Origin of the sequence: Ruegeria haliotis, assembly GCF_013377785.1 — a bacterium.
GTDB lineage: Bacteria > Pseudomonadota > Alphaproteobacteria > Rhodobacterales > Rhodobacteraceae > Ruegeria > Ruegeria haliotis.
The window spans coordinates 45742-64113 of record NZ_JABXWT010000020.1 but is presented as its reverse complement, the minus strand read 5'-3'; the positions used below and the strand labels follow the sequence as shown (position 1 = coordinate 64113).

Annotated in this window: 16 protein-coding genes; 6 read left to right on the top strand and 10 right to left on the bottom strand. The window is 55.1% G+C overall.

What is annotated here, in order from left to right:
* Positions 1–106 precede the first annotated feature (106 nt).
* The 5 genes from HW561_RS20860 to glyA form a co-directional block, all read right to left on the bottom strand.
* Entirely contained in the window at positions 107–529 is a 423-nt protein-coding gene (locus HW561_RS20860) for a universal stress protein (protein ID WP_176867286.1), read from the bottom strand.
* Positions 530–608: 79 nt separating this feature from the next.
* On the bottom strand, positions 609–1982 hold the full coding sequence (locus HW561_RS20855; RefSeq protein ID WP_176867285.1) for an alanine/glycine:cation symporter family protein: 1374 nt from the start codon (positions 1980–1982) through the stop codon (positions 609–611).
* A 25-nt stretch (positions 1983–2007) separates the two neighbouring features.
* Positions 2008–2952: a lipoyl synthase gene (lipA, locus tag HW561_RS20850; RefSeq protein WP_176867284.1), complete on the bottom strand. Its 945-nt coding sequence runs from the start codon at positions 2950–2952 to the stop codon at positions 2008–2010.
* A 14-nt stretch (positions 2953–2966) separates the two neighbouring features.
* Positions 2967–4349: a dihydrolipoyl dehydrogenase gene (gene lpdA, locus HW561_RS20845; RefSeq protein WP_176867283.1), complete on the bottom strand. Its 1383-nt coding sequence runs from the start codon at positions 4347–4349 to the stop codon at positions 2967–2969.
* Positions 4350–4359: 10 nt separating this feature from the next.
* Entirely contained in the window at positions 4360–5613 is a 1254-nt protein-coding gene (glyA, locus tag HW561_RS20840; protein WP_176867282.1) for a serine hydroxymethyltransferase, read from the bottom strand.
* Positions 5614–5760: 147 nt separating this feature from the next.
* Between glyA and HW561_RS20835 the strand changes: the two genes are divergently transcribed.
* Positions 5761–6363 carry a helix-turn-helix domain-containing protein gene (locus HW561_RS20835; RefSeq protein ID WP_176867281.1) on the top strand — a complete coding sequence of 201 codons (603 nt, stop codon included), beginning with the start codon at positions 5761–5763 and terminating at the stop codon, positions 6361–6363.
* Positions 6364–6511: 148 nt separating this feature from the next.
* Here the strand turns inward: HW561_RS20835 and HW561_RS24385 are convergent, their stop codons facing one another.
* Entirely contained in the window at positions 6512–6823 is a 312-nt protein-coding gene (locus tag HW561_RS24385) for an immunity protein Imm33 domain-containing protein (protein ID WP_456239028.1), read from the bottom strand.
* A gap of 66 nt (positions 6824–6889) precedes the next feature.
* Entirely contained in the window at positions 6890–8230 is a 1341-nt protein-coding gene (locus HW561_RS20830) for a tetratricopeptide repeat protein (protein WP_176867280.1), read from the bottom strand.
* Between the two features lie 122 nt (positions 8231–8352).
* Here HW561_RS20830 and HW561_RS20825 point away from each other — a divergent pair, with 122 nt between their 5' ends.
* The 5 genes from HW561_RS20825 to HW561_RS20805 all read left to right on the top strand — a co-directional run bounded on the left by HW561_RS20825 (position 8353) and on the right by HW561_RS20805 (position 14227).
* Positions 8353–8631, top strand: a complete 279-nt coding sequence (locus HW561_RS20825; protein ID WP_176867279.1) for a hypothetical protein — start codon at positions 8353–8355, stop codon at positions 8629–8631.
* Between the two features lies 1 nt (position 8632).
* A complete protein-coding gene (locus HW561_RS20820; RefSeq protein WP_176867278.1) occupies positions 8633–10270 on the top strand; it encodes a sulfatase-like hydrolase/transferase in 1638 nt (545 codons plus the stop codon).
* A gap of 103 nt (positions 10271–10373) precedes the next feature.
* The gene (locus tag HW561_RS20815) at positions 10374–12041 is read left to right on the top strand and encodes a sulfatase-like hydrolase/transferase (RefSeq protein WP_176867277.1); all 1668 of its coding nucleotides are present in this window, start codon (positions 10374–10376) and stop codon (positions 12039–12041) included.
* Between the two features lie 61 nt (positions 12042–12102).
* A complete protein-coding gene (locus tag HW561_RS20810) occupies positions 12103–13347 on the top strand; it encodes a DUF3179 domain-containing (seleno)protein (protein ID WP_176867276.1) in 1245 nt (414 codons plus the stop codon).
* 184 nt (positions 13348–13531) lie between these two features.
* Positions 13532–14227, top strand: coding sequence for an outer membrane protein (locus HW561_RS20805; RefSeq protein ID WP_176867275.1), 696 nt, complete (start codon positions 13532–13534; stop codon positions 14225–14227).
* A 180-nt stretch (positions 14228–14407) separates the two neighbouring features.
* Here HW561_RS20805 and HW561_RS20800 read toward each other — a convergent pair whose 3' ends face one another.
* From HW561_RS20800 to HW561_RS20790, 3 genes are all read right to left on the bottom strand, one after another.
* Complete coding sequence (locus tag HW561_RS20800; RefSeq protein ID WP_328803318.1) at positions 14408–15409, bottom strand: HupE/UreJ family protein; 1002 nt, start codon at positions 15407–15409, stop codon at positions 14408–14410.
* A complete protein-coding gene (locus HW561_RS20795; protein WP_176867274.1) occupies positions 15406–16236 on the bottom strand; it encodes a peptidyl-prolyl cis-trans isomerase in 831 nt (276 codons plus the stop codon). Before HW561_RS20795 ends, HW561_RS20800 begins: the two co-directional genes overlap by 4 nt.
* Positions 16237–16398: 162 nt before the next feature.
* Entirely contained in the window at positions 16399–18321 is a 1923-nt protein-coding gene (locus HW561_RS20790; protein WP_176867273.1) for a DUF3604 domain-containing protein, read from the bottom strand.
* Positions 18322–18372 lie beyond the last annotated feature (51 nt).

The following is an 18372-nucleotide window of genomic DNA, read 5'->3' as shown; positions in this document are numbered from 1 at the left end:
ACAGGCATCTCCCAGCCCGCAAAATCAACCAACTTACCACCCAGCGAGACGTGCAACGAGTGGAGAGGCGTCCGTTTAACTTCGGTCATTCTTTCAATCCTCTCAATCAACGCGACATGTCGCGGACAACCGTGACCGTGCAATGTGCATTGCGCACGACGCGGGCGAGGTTTGGGCCAATCTCATAATTCGGGAAATCGCCCTTGGTCGACGCCATGACGATCAGGTCAAAGCCATCTTTATGGGCGAGTTTCAGAATCTCGCGATAGACGCTGCCTTCTTCGATATGCACCGGAACGTCTGAGGCATTGCCATTGTCCAGAATGGTCTGAACCGCCTGACGCACGTGCTCTTTCGCGCCTGAACCGTAGTTGGCAGGCAAGTTGGGCAGCTGGATGATCTCGGGGATGACGGAAACCGTATGCAGCTCGGCCCCGTAGAATTTCGCCTGTTCCAGGGCAACCGGCAGGGCCTGTTTCCACGAGCGGTCGTCAGTATGATCAATAGGCAGTAGGATTTTCGTGGCCATCACGTCTCTCCTCGAGATAGGAATTCTGTTGTCAGAGGCGGAGGGCCAGAATGGCCCCCCGTTTTGTTTTAAACCGACCTCACTCGGCAGGCGTGCTGCCCGGCTCTTCGGACTGGCCACCGCTGGCAAAGAACTCTTTCGTCAATTTGAAGACGATCGGGCTCAGAAGTGCCAGAGCGATGAGGTTCGGGATTGCCATCATGGCGTTCAGCGTGTCTGCCAGCAGCCAGACAAAACCCAGATCTGCGGTCGCACCGAAGTAGATCGCAATGATCCACAACACCCGGTAGGGCATCAGGGATTTGACACCCAGCAGAAACTCAACGCATTTCTCGCCATAAAACGACCAACCCAGAATGGTGGTGAAGGCAAAGATCGACAGAGCGATGGCAATCAGGTGTCCTCCAAAGCCTGGCAAAGACGTTTCAAATGCCAGACGGGTCAGAGCGGCACCAGATTCACCGCTAGTCCATGCGCCCGACGAGATGATCGCCAGACCGGTGATCGAGCAGACGATGATTGTGTCGATGAACGTACCCAGCATCGCGATCAGACCCTGGTTGACCGGACCTTTGGTCTCAGCCGCTGCATGAGCGATCGGAGCGGAACCCAGACCGGCCTCGTTCGAGAACACACCACGTGCCACACCAAAGCGGATTGCAGCCCAAACTGCAGCACCCGCGAAACCACCTTCGGCGGCCGAGGGGGTGAACGCGTAGGTGAATACCAGACCCAGCGCGTCGCCGATGGCACCGATATTGATCAGCAGAACCAGCAGGCCAGCGAGAATGTAAGCAATCGCCATGAACGGAACCAGTTTGCCTGCAACCGCACCGATACGGGTGATCCCGCCCAGGATGACGCCTGCCGTCAAAACCATCAGCACAATGCCGGTGACCGAGGTGTTGATGCCAAAGTTTGAGTCCAGAACCTGAGCCACACCGTTGGCTTGCACACCGTTGCCAATGCCGAAGGCCGCTATTGCGCCGAACAGTGCGAACGCACCGCCCAGCCAGGCCCATTTCGCGCCGAGGCCGTTTTTGATGTAGTACATCGGGCCGCCGACAAAGTTGCCCAGCTCGTCCCTTTCACGATACTTCACGGCCAGAACGGCTTCGGCATATTTGGTGGCCATGCCCACCAGGGCGGTCATCCACATCCAGAACAATGCGCCCGGACCGCCCAGGAAGACAGCAGTGGCCACACCGGCGATGTTGCCGGTACCGATGGTCGCCGACAACGAAGTCATCAGCGCGTTGAACGGGCTGATCTGACCGTCACCCTGACCTTCACGACCTGCGAACAACAGCTTGAAGCCGGTGCCGACGCGCAGGATCGGCATGAATTTCAGCCCCACCTGCAGGAAGAAGCCGACGCCAAGAATGAGGACCAACATCAGCGGCCCCCACACGACGCCATTGATGGCCCCTACGATTGAATTTAACGCTTCCATGGATTCCCTCCCATTTGCGTTTGGATTATGCCCCGTTTGCGATAGCCCGCAGGCGGGCCTGCTTAAGGGCGGCAAAATCTTCGTCCGCGTGGAACGACGACCGGGTCAGCGGTGTGGCTGACACGTGCAGAAAGCCCTTTGATCGGGCAATTTGTTCTAGTTTTTCAAACTCTTCCGGCGACCAGAACCGGTCAATCGGATGATGTTTCGCCGTCGGTTGCAAGTACTGCCCGACGGTCAGAAAGTCGACATTTGCGGCCCGGAGGTCATCCATGACCTGGCGCACGTCATTCAGGCTCTCGCCTAATCCAACCATCAGGCCGGATTTTGTGAAAATCTCGGGGTTGGTGCGTTTTGCGTCGTCCAGCAATCGCAGCGAAGCGTAATACCGCGCACCGGGACGAACCGTCGGATACAGGTGCGGTACGGTTTCCAGATTGTGGTTGAACACATCTGGCGCGGCCTCGAACACCACATCAGCCGCGTCGCCCTTTCCCAGAAAATCTGGCGTCAGCACCTCGACCGTGGTGCCCGGGTTCTGATGACGTACGGCGCGGATGGTCTGAGCAATGTGCTGGGCCCCGCCATCATCCAGATCGTCGCGATCCACCGACGTGATCACAACATGGCGCAGCCCCAACTTTTTCACCGCGACCGCGACCCGGCCAGGCTCGAATGCGTCCAGCGTATCAGGGCGACCCGTGGCGACGTTGCAAAACGAACACCCGCGAGTGCAAATCTCGCCCATGATCATCATGGTCGCGTGCCGCTTGGACCAGCACTCGCCAATATTGGGGCACGCAGCCTCTTCGCACACAGTCGTCAGATCGTGGTCGCGCATCAGGCGGCGGGTCTCGTAATACTCGGATCCTTCGATCTTTTTCTTACGAATCCACTTCGGTTTGCGCGGGATGACACTATCGGCCTTTTTGGCCTTTTCCGGGTGACGTGTGCGAAGCTGGATGGTCATCTGGTTACTCCGGTTCAGGCGTGAATGGCGCGACCCATGGCGTCAAGGCAGGCTTCCTTGACCGCCTCGCCCATGGCCGGGTGCGCGTGGCAGGTTGCAGCAACTTCGGCGACGGTTGCGCCTTTGGTCATGGCCAGAACCAGTTCGGCAATCAGATCGCCGCCATGTGCGCCGCAGATATGTGCGCCAAGAATCTTGCCATCTGTGTCAGCCAGAACTTTGACAGCCCCGTCTGTTTCTCCGGTCGAGCGCGCACGAGAGTTGGCCATAAAGGCGAACTTACCGACCCAGTACTCGGTTCCGGTTTCCTTCAGCGCTTCTTCGGTCAGACCGACTGAGGCGACTTCGGGATCGGTGTACACAACGCCCGGAACCGTGTTGTAGTCCACATGTCCCGCTTGTCCGGCAAGCATCTCGACACAGGCAACACCATCTTCTTCAGCCTTATGCGCCAACATCGGGCCCGGAACGCAATCGCCAATCGCATAAACGCCCGACACCGAGGTCTGGAACGTCCCGTCCACTTCGATGAACCCACGCGGGTTCACGGCAACGCCCAGATCTTCCAATCCAAGACCTCGGGTCACGGGTCGACGGCCCACGGCGATCAGAACCTTATCGGCCTCCATCACCTCTTCTTTGTCCTTGCCGACGCGATCCATGGTCAGGGTCAGTCCGGTGTCGGTTTTCTCGACAGACTTCAAGGCGCGACCCAATTGGAACTTCAGACCCCGCTTGGACAATGCACGCTGCGCAAGCTTGGCAATCTCACCGTCAATCCCCGGCAAGACCCTATCCAGATATTCCACAACAGTTACCTTGGCACCCAATCGCGCCCAGACCTGCCCCAATTCCAGACCGATGACGCCAGCACCGATCACGGCCAGATGCTCAGGCACGCTTTCAAGCGCGATAGCGCCGGTCGAGCTAAGGATGTCCTGTTCGTCAATCTCGATCCCGTTCAGCGAGGTCGGCTCGGAACCCGTGGCGATCAGGATATCGTTTGCCTCGTAGAGGTCATCGCCCACCCTGACTTGACCAGCGGCCGGGATGCTGGCCCAGCCTTCGATCAGATCAACACCGTTCTTCTTGAACAGAAACGCAATACCCTTTGTCAGATCCCCGACAATCTTGTCCTTGCGCCCCATCATTGCACCCAGATCGACACTGGCCCCCTCGACGGCAATGCCATGCGAGGAGAGATGGGAAAGCTCGGCATATTTGGCCGAAGAGGTTAGCAACGCTTTGGACGGGATACACCCCACATTCAGACAGGTCCCGCCGAGCGCGGCGCGCCCTTCAACACAGGCGACTTTCATGCCCAACTGAGCCGCGCGGATCGCAGCGACATAGCCGCCCGGCCCGCCCCCGATGATGATGAGATCGTAGGTTGTCATTTGTAGTCTCTCAATAGATCGGGTGGTTTGCACAAAGGGCGCGAACCTTTTCGCGGGTTTCTTTTTCGACCGTCGCGTTACCGTCGGGGGACTGGGCCAGCGCATCCAACACGTTGCCGATCAGGTGGCCAATCTGCTTGAATTCTTCGGGGCCGAAACCCCGGCTGCAACCGGCAGCGGTGCCCAGGCGAATACCGCTGGTCACGGTCGGTTTTTCCGGATCGCCCGGAACGCTGTTCTTGTTGCAAGTGAAACCGGCGCGCTCCAGCGCCGCCTCGGCCGCATTACCTTTGACTGCGATCGGGCGTAGATCAACCAGCATCAGATGGTTGTCGGTGCCACCTGAGACGATGTCGCACCCACGCGCCATCATCACATTGGCCAGTGCGTCAGCGCTGTCGACGACACGTTGCATGTACTCTTTGAACTCGGGCTGCAGAACTTCGCCAAACGCCACCGCTTTGCCTGCGATCACATGCATCAGCGGTCCGCCCTGAAGGCCGGGGAACACAGCCGAGTTGATCTTTTTGGCCAGGGCTTCATCATTCGTCAGAATGACCCCACCACGCGGCCCCCGCAGTGTTTTGTGAGTGGTCGAAGTCACCACATGCGCGTGACCCACAGGTGAGGGGTGCAAACCCGTTGCGACAAGGCCTGCAATATGGGCCATGTCGGCCAACAGCCACGCACCTACCTCATCAGCGATTTCACGGAACCGAGCAAAATCGATTTTGCGCGAGTAGGCCGAGGCGCCCGCGATAATCAGCTTGGGTTTTTCTGCGCGGGCCAGCTCGGCAACCTGATCGTAATCGATCAGACCTGCGTCGGTCAGGCCATATTGAACAGGATGAAACCATTTACCCGACTGGGCAGGACGCGCGCCATGGGTCAGATGCCCCCCGGCGTCCAGCGACATACCCAGGATCGTATCGCCCGGGCTAAGCAACGCCAGCTTAACAGCACCATTGGCCTGCGCGCCGGAATGCGCCTGCACATTTGCGAAATTGCAACCAAAGATCTTTTTCAAACGGTCGATGGCTTCGAGCTCGACCTCATCCACAAACTCGCAACCGCCATAGTAGCGGCGACCGGGATATCCTTCGGCGTATTTATTGGTCAGCACAGATCCCTGCGCATCAATAACGGCCTGAGAGACGATGTTCTCGGACGCGATAAGTTCGATCTGCTCGGCCTGACGCATGCCTTCGCGCACAATCGAAGCTGCAATAACCGGATCTGCCTCGGTTAGCGATGTTTTGAACATAGTCTCCTCCTCTACACCGAATCCTCAGTACGGGATTTTGTTTCCTATAGGGGATTTTATCCCCCTAAATCAACATTATTCTCATAAAGGCAAAGTTGTGTGCTGAGCGGGAATTGGGTAACCTACGGAAAAGCGGAGGGTTTCTGAATGGCCGAGGAAGTTCAAAAAGATGTGTCCGGACCCGAAAGTGCCGACGATGGCGCGGCTTTGGGTTTATCGATCCGGGACGCCAGACGCGCGAAAGGCTGGACTTTGGAGGAGGCAGGTCGCGCCGCCGGAATCGGACGGTCGACACTTTCCAAGATTGAGAACAATCAGACGCGCCCGAGTTTTGACATCGTAAGGAGGCTGACTCAGGCCCTGGACATCAGCACCCCGCAACTGTTTTTGCAGTCAGGCCAGTCCGGAATTTCGGGACGCCGGGATTTCACTCCGAAGGGTGCAGGCGAGATCAGAAAGACCGCCACCTATTTGCATGAACTGCTGTGCCCGGAACTGACCAGTAAGCGGATGCTGCCGTACATCGCGACCATCACTGCCCGTGACATATCCGAATTCGATACCTGGGTCCGGCATTCGGGCGAAGAGTTCATGTATGTCCTAAGTGGCGAACTGATCTTTGTCTCGGAACACTATCGTCCATTGCCGATGAAGGCGGGCGACTCACTCTATTATGACAGCGGCATGGGGCACGGCTGCATCTCGACCAGTAAGGAAGACGCTCAGGTACTGTGGGTCTCGTTGGAATGACACCTGCCCGGCAACTGTGTTTGTTTTGCCGAATGGCATCCAAATTGGCCCAACTGGACCGAATGCGCATATTTGGGTGTTGTGAAGAACAGCAGCCTTTCGCTGCGCACGGCATGAATGGGGAAGGAGCGGGACAATGTTACTGTTCCTAGATTGTAACAAACAAGTTAGCGTCGAACCAAACATCCTCGTAAGTGCCGTCAGTCAAAAAACGCCAACCCGGAGGCAACGACAGGAACTTCAATGCAAGGGTGCACTTTAGTTCTAAATGCGCCGTGTGAAGGGGTTTGAAATAGTCTTCGTCCTCTGACAACTGCTCGCCTCCCCAAATATACCAACCAGTTGTGTCGTTTTCTTTCGGATGTCTCAGACCATTAAGTGGAAGTATGCCATCCAATGCTGACTGAGAAATATCAACCTTTTCGCCAACGTGGCATTCACGGACTTCAACACACCCCATGGTATGATGAATCATCAACGTCGGGTTAAGGTCTACGGCGCGCGGAACTGCAGATCACTGTACATATCACTCAGAGTGCCTATTTATTTCTAACCGGTTTCCCGACCATCCTGCAGCTTTCATCGCCGTTATCAGGGCATGCACCGGTTCTGAGGTTGAGAAGGCGCGCCTTTTTATGGATTCTAAAGGAAAGTCGGGCCACGTTTGATTGTACAAGGCAGCGAGTCTACGCGCTTCTGATTGTTCCCCGTTCTCCCAATGAGCGGCCATAAGGTAAGCCGCTGAAATTGGGCCAAAAGGGCCCCCGTGTGCGATTGTCTCTTCGTAAGTTTGAATTGCAGCAGCGTAGTCACCGGTGTGGAACTGTGCGGAGCCGAGGGCGTTGTCGAAGACCAGGCCACCGCTATGTTTTGAAAGCTCTTTGTAATGATCTGATTGCTCAAGTATGCGGTTAAAACGGGATGTATATAGCAAAATAAGAGCATCAAACTCAGCAATGTGCGGGTTGTGAGGAGACAGATCTACTGCGCGGGTGGAAAGCACGATTGCTCGTTCGTGATTGCCTAACCCGAATTCCAACCAGGCGCGTGCGGACAGAGCCCAAGAAGCGTCTGGCGCTAGATTCAATGCGCGAGCGCTGTTTTTGGCCGCAGCTTGCAATAGCCTGTCTGTATCAGGTTGTTCAGGCTGGAGAAGGGCAAGCATTGTCTCAACTTGCGCAGCGCCAGCATAGCCGCAAAAGTAATGCGGATCTCGCTCGATTGCGGCCTCAAAAACCAACAACGCAGGACTAAGACGAGACAGATTTACGACCGGAAAAATCAACTCACGGCCGGCATTGCAAAGGTTCATCGCTTCTATGCGTACAGGTGCAACGTCATAGAGCGTAGTGTAGCCTTCGCTTGCAATTACTGATTGTGCACTGCGCCAGAAATGCATCGCGATCAGGGATCCGCCTATAACCAAGGCAGTGGCTGCTATGATTGCGGTTTTCAGGATATTGCGCTGCCTTCGCTGTTGTTGAGACAGATCGCTGGCGCCGTGCTTGAATTCGGGCACATAACTGCCAACTGGCAACAAAATCACTACTGGGTCCGACGTGCCTTTCCCTTCATAGTACGCATCAAGTTTCCGGCGTACACGACCTGCGTCGACACGAACTACCCCTTCGCGTTTCGAGAGATCGTCAACATCATAGCCGTACACATCCATCGCAATCGTCTTTGCCCGGATGCTGTCCTTACGACCTGCAAGCGTTTCTGCGACGACATAGGTCAGGAACGACTGCATACGTGCCGATCCACTGAATTCGTTGGACGCTAAGACACGCTGAAGCGCCGCATCAATCTCTTCTGATGAGAATGGTCGCGCGTCTCCCCGCTGTTCGGCGCTTTCTGCAGTGGTCAAGAACTATCCTTTCACCACAAGGATTTGGTTCATTTTTGTTACGGTAGCATGCGCCCTGATACGTTCAAGACATATTCTTATGCCCGCATACTTGACGGACGAATGCATTTAGAGCTCCGCCGATGACCGATGATGAATTCTTTGATGCACATTTCCCCGAAGCGGCTTCGTTATTGCAGGATTTGCGGGCCAAGGACAATGAATTTGATCAGATCTGCATGGATTATCGAGAGCTGTTTATGGAGGTGGCTCAACTACCACAACCGGCGGTGACTCTGCACTCACGATATCTAGCGGACCTCGTAGAAAGCCTCTCGGATTTGCGCACCTCGATCGAGATGAGTTTGCGATCTTATGGCAGGGATGCGGTCGATCAACGAAACGACACTGGAGAAGTCTGAAATGAAGCTGAAAGACATACTGCCTACGCTGATCCTTTGCACGAACTCCGCTTTTGCCGAGGAGAGCCCAATTATCCATGATGGGGAGTTCCAGTTTCTGCGGGCTCAGTTTGGGGAAGCTTGGGACGCGCAAGACGTAGAAATTGACGCAAGGCTTAGTGAAATCCGGGAAGCGAATGGCGGCAAGCCTCCTAACATTCTCTATATCCTAATTGATGATGTGAGCTTTGGTCAGATGGGCGATCGAAAGCTGAACTACGTCATGGGGATCGAAACGGTCAATATTAACCAACTGGCGACTGAAGGCCTGTCGCTGATGCGCATGTATACCGAACCGTCCTGCACCCCGACCCGGACCGCGATGCTGACGGGACGCCATCCAGTTCGCGCAGGTGTGGAGGAAGTCAAAGTCGCGCTTGTTGGTGAAGGCCTTCCGGGCAGTGAAGTGACGCTGCCTGAAATTCTGAAAGAGGTGGGGTATTCGACCGCTCATATCGGCAAGTGGCATCAGGGCGATATTGAACAATCCTACCCCCATAATCAGGGCTTCGACTGGGCCGCATTCCCACTACACCAACAAGTGCAGTTGAGCCTAATGACTCCCGAGGCGATGCGGTCGAACAATATGCTGGGATATGTGCCCGAGGGGCAGAACAATCAGTTTCTGCTGGATGAGCGGTTCAAGCCGTACGGACTGGTGACAGGGGTCGAGGCTGAGGCAGGCGGTACCGCCCGCGAAGTGGGCATGTCAGCGGGTGAGATCTGGACCCAAGCCAAATATGAAGAGATGAACGAGCGCTATCAACTTCAGGCTCTTGAGCAACTTGAACGTGTCGCTGCAGCGGACGCACCGTTTTTTCTGCAATACTGGCCACTCTACCCACTGAACTTCGTTTACCCGGATCAGGCGATTTCCCGCAACGGCGGTTTTCACGCCGACAAATTGCAGGTGTTGGATGGATGGATAGGCGATTTGCTGGCCAAACTCGAGGAGACAGGCAAGGCCGAGAATACGATTGTCGTGCTGATGGCGGACAATGGCCTGATGTACCACTACGAAGGTACGTCGGGCCTTAGTCAACTGATCTATCGCGGGGGAAAGACCCAGCACTTGGAAGGCGGCGTGCGCACGGACGCATTCATTCGCTGGCCCGGCGTGATCGATGCTGACAGCGCAGCGGGTGATATCTTCCATGTATCGGATATCTTCACCACCATGGCGCGGATAGCTGGCGCAACCGATCATATCCCCCGCGATCGCGTCATTGATGGCATCGACCAGACGGCTTTGCTCCTGAATGGCGAAGGCAATGGTCGTCGCGACTATGTATATGTCTATGAAGGCCCGGTTCTGCGATCAGTGGTTAAGCAGGAATTCAAGATGCACCTGCCCGCACCTGGTCAACCCGGCGCGGCCGCACCCACCTACAACATCTATCGCGACCCGCGCGAGCAGCACCCCTTGGTGGGCTACTCGTTATGGGCCGGAGCGTCGTTTCAGGACATGGTCAAACGCCATCAGAAGATGATCGCAAAATACCCACATTCGGAGATTGGTAAAGGCTTGCCCTATGAGGGCATCGACAATCTGCGACCGGAAACCAAACTGACCCGCGAGGTGTTCATGAGCTGGCAGTGAAGTCGAACGCACAAAAATTTTGCCTAAATATTAAAATATGTCAATGTGATGGTGGCACCGAGCATCGCCCGCAGGTTCAGCACTATCTTTAGGGGGAAAGAGAATGAAACTCTCACGACTTCTGGTTTTAATGGTGAGTGCCATCGCCCTTCCTGCACTTGCGCAGGAAGACTCCATCAAACACGACGCAGAGTTCTACATCCTGCAGGCGCAGCACGCCGAACAATGGGCCCAAGACGACGCGGCGGTGGACGAAGCCCTAGCCAGTTTCCGCGAAAGCAACGATGGTAAACCGCCCAATATCATCAGCGTACTGATCGACGATCTGGGTTTCGGTGACATGGGGATACCTGAGCTGAATGCAGTGCGCGGCTATGAGACGCCAAATATCAACGACTTTTCCGATCAAGCGATGCGCATGGTTCGGATGTATACCGAACCCTCCTGCACCCCGACCCGTGTCGCCCAGATGACAGGGCGCCTACCGGTACGCATTGGGATGGGTGACACGGCCGTCGACATTGCCGGTTTCGGGTTGCCGGGTGATGAGGTGACATTGCCCGAGGTACTGAAACAGGCAGGCTATTCGACCAGCCATGTCGGCAAGTGGCACATGGGCGACATTTCGGAAAGCTGGGCGATGAATCAGGGTTTTGACTATGCTCAGATGGCGGTTCACCAACAGGGGCAACTCACGATCTTCAACGATGATGCGATCAAGGAACAGGTTTCGGTCGCGATCCGAGATTACGACGACAAATACACGTTAGATGATTGGTTCAGACCCGATGCCTCGGCGATGATGACCGTCATCGAAGGAGAAACTGGTGGACCCATTCGCGAGGTGCGCATGGAAACAGGCGAGCGCTGGAACGCTGCCAAGTATGACGAGATGAACCAAGTTTTTCAGGACAAGACTATGGAAGAGCTCGAACGTCTCGCTGGTGGAAAGGAACCATTCTTCCTTCAGTACTGGCCCATGATTCCTTTGGACAACACCAGAGCGGGCCGCGACGGACCTGAAAGCGCGAACGGTGGTCTCTACGTTGATAAAATGCAACTGCTGGACAAATGGCTGGGAGACCTGTTCGCTCGTATGGATGAGCTTGGCGTAGCTGAGAACACCATCGTCGTCGTTATGGGAGATAACGGACACTTTACCAAATACTCTCCACAATCCGGGTTCACCCCGATGATTTTCCGAGGCGGAAAGGCCGATACTACGGAAGGTGGTATTCGCGTTGATGCCTTTATCCGGTGGCCAGGCATGATCGAGGCCGACGGATTGCTGAACAGCATTGTTCACGTGTCTGACCTTTATACGACGCTTTCGCGTTTTGCTGGCGCGGAACAATTCATCCCACGCGACAGATTGGTGGACGGTGTGGACCAGTCCGCAGCTTTGTTGTTTGCAGATGAATCCAAAGCTCGGCGCGATCATGTAATAATCTACTCTGTCGCCAAAGCAGAAGCGATCGTGAAGGATCAGCTCAAACTGAAACTGCCAGGGCCGGGTGAGAGTCCGATCGTCGCCAAATTTTTCGACCTCTACCGGGACACCCGTGAGGAGTACTCGGTCTCGACCGAAGTTGGTGCGTGGGGTGGTCAGGAATTCGTGCGCATTCTGGGTCGTCACAAAGCACGCAAAGAAGTGTTTCCCGATACTGCACCAGCTTATGGCGTGCCCTACGAAGGAATTGAGAACATTCGCCCGGAAACTCAGCAAGCGGTCGAAGCGTTTATAGTCAAACGCCAGTCACCGCAGCAATAAGAGCGTTCCGTTTGCAGTTTCACTGCGAACGGTCAAAGTCAGTGAACGACAGGATTGCAACATGCTCGAAACCACACTGCTTATACTGGGTTTGATCGGCTCACTTGGGATTGGTTTCGTCTATTTCCGCGATCTTGGGGACGTGTCTCAGATGCTGTTGAAGGTAAAGCGCGAGAATATGGTGCGCTTCATCCGCAATGAATACCGCCTGATTGCCGTTGGGCTTGGATCATTTGTTGTTGCAACGCTTGCACATTTTGCGCTGGGTGCCGGACCCTTTTGGCTTTGGCTTCTGACGGCCTTTCTGGTTCTCCTTCTCTATGGGTTTCCTTATATCTGGGTGCATCTGGGGTTGAGAAATCAGCTTAACAACGCTCAGTACTTTCCCATCAACGAGGCGCGCAAATATGTCGGACCAGCGGCTCCGGTGATCGTGATTGAGAACAACGGCCATGCCCGAGCGCACCCGGATGCACAGATCATGCGCCCGCATCTCGCGGGGAATGACAAAGGGCTGGATGGCGAGGATGTCGTCATGACCTATTGCGCCATGGCGAACCTCGGTCAGGGGTATTCCCCATATATCGAAGGCAAGCGGCTGAACCTTGAAGTTCTGGCCCAGCACGGCAATAACCTGATCCTGCGCGATAACGATACAGGCGAGCCAATCCAGCACATCTATGGCTTCCGCGAGGCAGACAGTGATCCAAATGCGGACGGCCCGGCCTGCCCACTTCGGCCTGAGGCTCAGATGAGGCCCTGGCCCACCTATCGGATGACATTCCGCAGTTTTCAAAAGGCTTTCCCAGAGGGCGAAGTATTCTTGAACAAACCGTCCCCGAACCCGTTGCTGCGATTGCTGGATATGGCGACTGAAATCACTTTTGGCTGGGGCATTGGCCGTCAACATCAGGAAGACGCGCCAGTGATGGACAACATGGAGCATTCTGACAACCGGTTGCCGAACAAGCCCTATGTCTGGGGCATCACAATCGGACAAGATGCCGCCTGCTGGACCGACGATTTCGTCGTAGAGAACGATTGGGTCGTCAATGCCTGTGCCGGAGGACGTGATGTGGTTGTCAGCCTCGACCCCAAATATGAAAGCCTTGGCGTCTGGTACAATGATAGCAAACAACCCGTCGTGCGGTGCGACTTTTGGGGGATGTCTGATCAGGGCCAGTTACAACGGGTTGAAACCCTGCGCGCGGGGGTGTTCTGGCACGTCTGGTCCGAATTCTTTCCAAACACGGATGTCAATCGCGTCGGTGATGGCTCGGGTAAACCCGAAGTTGTCGCAGCATGAATATGCAACACACCTCAGATTACCGGGCCACTAAGAAGGTTTTGAGTAACCCAATGCAAACGCAGTGAACCAAAACCTGCTCGGCTACTGAAATACGGAATGACGTTTAGTGAACGGGAGAACAGAAATGGGTGCGATAGTAAGATTGAGAGAGATGGCTCTCGGATTGTCATTGGTAATCTCAATGGCGACGACTGTCTCGGCCCAGCAATCGGATTGGTCGTACGAGGCGTCAATCTACCTGTTTATGCCAGAAACAGAAACGTCTGTAAGCACACCGATGGGAACTTTGGACGGTACTCTTAGCTTCTCCGATGCTCTCGAAAATCTGGATTTTGCCTTCATGGGCGCATTTGCCGCCAGCAATGGGCGATGGTCGTTGTTAGCCGACTACAATTATACAAACCTGTCCTTCAGCAGCGACACACCTGGACCGGCAAGCGCCGGTTTGGACACTTCGTTCACCACACAATATCTCAGTGGTTATGTCGGCTATCGGGTCCTCGAGGATCAGGCGGCCAAAGTGGATATTGTCGGCGGGTTCAGGTGGTTCAGCACGGAAACCGAGTTTAATCTACAACCGGGTGCCGCCCCCGGTCGCAGAACAACTGTCGACGGAAGCTGGACCGACCCCGTCATCGGTGCCCGTGCGCGCGTTGTGTTCTCGGACAAATGGTCAGGTACTGGGTTTGTCGATTACGGCGGTTTCCGCAGCGGTAGCGAGACCTGGCAGGTCTTGCTGACCGCCGATTACGCAATCAACGATCGTTGGCTGATCCGAGGAGGATACCGCTACATATCGTTCGACCACGATCTTGATGGCAACGACTTCAAGTTCGACCAGTCGGGTCCTTTGCTCGGGGCTACTTATCGTTTTTAAAGTGGGTTCCGATATTATTAGTCCCGCTTAACTCGGAGATAATAAATGTGAACGATACGCTACGACAAAACACTGAAAGTAAAATCTGAGAGTTGTTGAGCAGCTCTGATAATCAAGCACGTCGTTCACAATCGATAACCCATAGGTTATGAGCATCAGTTATTCTGCAGCAAAATAGCGTCAAAACCCACTGATGCGCTCAACAAGCCAATAAACAGACACAAAGCCGATTGCGTAGCCAGTGATAGGGGCGGCGATCGAGTGGAACCCGGATGTAACGAGCGGAGCAATGACGCGCCACGTTAGGATTGCTAGCGAAAGACATCCAATGAACGCAAGCTGACCGGCCTCAACACCGACGTTGAAGGCCAGTAATGCTGCGGGGATGTCCTGAGATGGCAACCCAATTTCAGACAATGCGCCTGCAAAACCGAGCCCATGTAGCAAGCCAAAGCAAAAGCAGACGATCCACGGATATTGCTCTGACAGCCTGATCTGTCCCTCTTTGTGTTTGAGTATCTCCAGCGCCAGAAACACGATCGACAGGGCGATCACGGCTTCGACCGGGGCAGGCGGAACTTTCAAAACCCCCAAGGTGGCTAGGGCCAGAGTAATCGAATGCGCAACTGTGAAGGCCGTTATTGCCCCGACAAGTCGCCAGGGGTCGCGCACCAGAATAAACAACGCGAAGACGAACAATAGGTGATCCCACCCGGCCAGAATGTGTTCGAAACCCAATCGGAAATAGCTGATAAAGATCGACCAGATTGATGGATGATCAGGGATCGTTAGAATTGGCAATTTGGGTGTGAACCGCAGGGTTATCGTTTCAGAATCCAGCGGCTGCAATCGTAGCAGAACGTCGTTTCGCTGCCTCTCCAGACCGTCAATGGTGACAGTTTGACCATCTAACCCTGTTTCGCATTCGGCAACCCATGTGGACACCCAGGCAACGCCGTCCGAAATAGGCTCGGGCGCGTGCGATGGCGTGCATTGTGCAGGCAGGACAGCGTCAATATCCATGGGCTGGCCATTCACATCAGGAACACGCCACAGAACTTGCCAAGTGCCCTGTGTCAACTGTCGGAGGTCCAGGTATCCCGGATCAAGCGCGTGGGCCTTTCCGGCATGCGGCGCACAGCCCAGCATTAGTGCAAGAATTAGATAAAGAGCGGCTCTCACTGCCCACCTTCTTGGGTTATCGGCGTCTCGATTTCGTAACTGGCAGCAAAACTCTCGTATTGGACCTGCGCCAAATCCTCACCTGCTTCACGGCGCCACTCCGTCAATACTACGTCACGTACATCATCAAGCGGCGGAAGTCGTCCGGGTTCGAGGTCTGTGACCCGGACGAGGTGCTCTCCAAATCCCGATTGGATTGGACCAACCCAGACCATGGGCTCTAAGTTTTCAAGGTTTTTTGAGAACCCACCGCCAAAGTTAGAAGCGATAACGCCTGGCGTCGACAAAGGCATCGTCCTCTGCAACAGGGAGGGGACACCGAGGCCCAACCAGTCTTCCCCGGCAGACAGCTCGGCAAGTGCTTTTGCAACTTTTTCAGGATCGGGCGCATCCCCCAGATAGACCTGATCAAAGGCGACCATATGTGGTGTCGTGAACCGTGCTGAATTATCTTCAAGGTAAGTTTGCAGCACAGCATCTTCCGGTGTCACAGATGAGGCTATAGCTCCGGTTAGGAAATCCATTTTTTGTGCAAGCCGTGCGCGGATCACCTGGTCACCGCGATCTAGTCCAAGTTTTCTCGCTTCCCGGACAAGAACCTCTTCGCGGATCAACGCATCTATCAGCACCTGTAGTTCCGCCTCGCTCGGTACACGCTTCCAACTGGTTTCGAACCGCGTGGACAAAAGCTCTATGTCGCCATCGCTGATAGATATTTTCTCAGCTTCTTCAGCAGCTTCACGTTCAGGGGAAATCAGATAGAACCAGCCAAAGATGGCAATCCCGAACAGAATGAAATGGAAAAGGGGTTCTTTAATAATGCGCATAGGCAACCCTGATTAAGCGAGTGATCAACATCAAATCGTTGGTCTGAGCCGCTGAACATGTCAAACGGCAAATCTCTGTATTCTTCGGAAGTCGTAGTGGGCAGAAGGACTCCCGGCGTGAAGTCTTTCGCCCCCGGAACACAGTTCTCCATGAAGGATCGATCACTCGCCAGGTGTGTACCAGATCGGAGACGAGTAAGCCCTTTCCTGATGGGTCAGCTGTGCTTCTTCCGGTAGGTCAATTCCGAACCGAAGCTTGTCATACAGCACCCAACGCGGTGTCGGGATTTCAAGGACCCGCACGTAGTAAAAGGCCCGAGCACCCGGATCGAAATCAGGGTCTGTCCAGATTGTCAGCAGTTCCGAGGCTCCGATCGTGTTGCTCCAGCTTGCGGCGTCCAGGTCGACGGTGTTGCCCACCTCAGGAAGGTTTCCATTAGCGTCCAACGCGCGATCATCCGACCAGGCAACGTTATAGACTTTCTCCTGAAGTTCACCGTCGGAATCTAGCCAGCCCTTGACGACCTGAACCCGATCCAGGTTCGCTCCGATCGGGTCACGCAAGGCGCCGATCAGGAACTTGGGTGCGCCGTCACCTTCACGCGGGCGCAGGTCGCCACCCATTGGCACGCCTTTGGTATAGCCGACATCAGCCACCAATCGGGTCAACAGGTCTTCATCGGCAAAGTTCCATCCTCCGAAGAACCGCAGCCCGATCCGTGGACCGGTGGTTGCGTAGGTTTCCCGGCGTTTGAAGGCGTCGAAAATGGCCGTACGGGTATTCTCGGACGCCCAAACAGCGGTGTATCCTGACGCCACGAGAGTGTGACCTTCGAACGCTCCAAGTTCGCTTTCGACGAATGGATGCAAAACCCGTGTGGCAGAGGGTTCGGCGCTGACGGATTTGCCGAAATAGTTGTCTTCCTCAGCGGTCGTCAGGGACGTATGGCTATCCGTTGCGCCGCCCATGCCGAACTTATAGGGGTTCACGCCGAACTTCTCTTCCAGTGCCAAACCGCGTTTCAGAGCTTCTCGGGCGTATTCCCCGGCCAGCATGTCATCTGTCTTTAGTTCAGTGATATCGAGGTTCCCGACGTCCCAGTTTTCATAGTCGGCAAACGGATCATCCGGACTCAGGTAAGGATGGGCTTCACCATCGCCCTTGATTTGCGTAACCTCGTAATGGGGCTCCCACTTGGCACGGTTCTGAACGTATTCCTCATCAACCTTACCCCCGTGATAGGTATCCTCTGTTGGGAACATCCAACCGTTCGACAGGTTCCCGTTATGGGCAAATGCAACGGCTCGACCGCCCGTATTGGCCTGGTATTCTTCTAGCCAGGCATAGAGCGCCTTTGGATCAGTATCGCCATAGGGCGGCTGCGTGACGGGTGGCACCATCTGCAACGCCCGGATCGGGCCATCGCGCAACATAACGTTCCGGTGCAGATTGAACCCCTTGGGGACCGAGGTCCATTCGAAGCCGATAAATGCGGTAAAGGTCCCGGGGTCGTTGTGGCGTTCCGCCGCCAAAACGATCTGCTCCCATGTAAACGCAAAGGCGTCCGCACCGGGGCTGTAGGATTCTAACAATACCTCTGGCAACGTCATTTGAGAGAAGTTGGTGATGATATCGAAGGCCGCTTTGGCTGCTTCTTCTCCGCCGGCCTTGTAGCCCTCATACCATTGCAAGCCTTTCGGATCGGAAAGAACCCCGGATTTCCCGGCCTGCAGATCCGGAGCAAATCCCATCAGGTCCGTATGATCCGTAAGCACCATCCAGTCCAATGGTCGCGCTAATCTAACCGGTTGGCCTGTCGATGAAATGACTTGTTCGCCTTTTGCAAATCGCCATGCGGCATCAGGCAACAGCGTGTTGCCAAATGCCCCCGCATCCAATGAAAGCCCCGTATGTAGATGTGTATCACCCCAAAGTGGGCGTTCCGGCAATGAGCGGTTGGCATAGGGTGAATACGGTCGCTCGGCAAAAGTACCTTCCGCGGCTTCCTTGCTTGGTACGGCGTCGGCCAGAACACTCGCTGAGCTATAAACCAAAACCAACAAAAAGGCGTAGAGTCGAAGCATAAGAACCTCCCAAATCCAACGCATCGCGCGACCGATTACTGGCAATGCAAA